An 883-nucleotide genomic window follows, 5' to 3' on the forward strand; every position below is an offset into this window, starting at 1 on the left:
CGCCGCATCCTAGAGGCACTCTCCCCAAAGGGGCATCTCTTCGGACTAGACCGCGACCCCGATGCAGCCCGCGAGTGCCACATTGAGGATCCACGCTTTACTTTCGTCCGCACCAACTTCCGCCACCTCCGCCACTTTATGGACTTCTACGGTATTGAGCAAGTAGATGGCATCTTAGCCGACCTTGGGCTCTCTAGCCACCACCTCGATGATGAACAAAGGGGATTCTCCTTTCGCTTCGATGGTCCCCTTGATATGCGAATGAATAGCAAAGGGGGGCAAACCGCTGCAGAGCTGATCACCGCCCTTGATCGCGACCAGCTTAGGGCTCTCCTCGCCACCTATGGCGAGCTCAAGGGGAGCTACCGTATCGCTACACTTCTCAAAGAGGCCTCCGAGCGTGGGCAGCTCTCTACTATTGGAGAATTACTCACCGCAGTGGCACCAGTAGTGCCAGAGAGAGATAAGCAGTCGCTAGCCAAGCTATTCCAAGCTCTCCGAATCGCTGTCAATGATGAGATAGGGGCACTTCACCAGTTACTCATCGATGGCTGCCAACTTCTAGCACCAGAGAGGCGATTTGTGGTCATCACCTATCACTCACTCGAGGATCGGCCCGTTAAGCACTTCTTCCGCACTGGAAATATTGAGGGTGTCCGCCAAACAGATACCTTTGGTGCCCCTATCACCCCCCTCAAACCACTACAAGCCAAGCCCATTCTCCCCTCCCAAGAGGAGATCGCCCTCAATCCTCGTGCACGTAGTGCAAAGCTCCGCATAGCCATTAAGCAAGGGAACTCGGAAGATTAAGCAGGGGTTGCGCATTAGAAAGAGTCTTACTATGAATGACCTCCCCTCGTGGGAGGTCTGATGGATCCTAGCC

General features: G+C 54.6%; 1 protein-coding gene. It reads left to right on the plus strand.

Features of this window, described 5'->3' with window-relative positions; all coding sequences use genetic code 11:
• The coding region (gene rsmH, locus QVO39_RS01730) for a 16S rRNA (cytosine(1402)-N(4))-methyltransferase RsmH (RefSeq protein WP_288171488.1) at positions 1-810 on the plus strand (810 nt) is incomplete at its 5' end.
• Positions 811-883: the final 73 nt, after the last annotated feature.

The sequence above is a fragment of the Porphyromonas sp. CAG:1061 genome (assembly GCF_000435035.1).
GTDB lineage: Bacteria > Bacteroidota > Bacteroidia > Bacteroidales > Porphyromonadaceae > Porphyromonas_A > Porphyromonas_A somerae.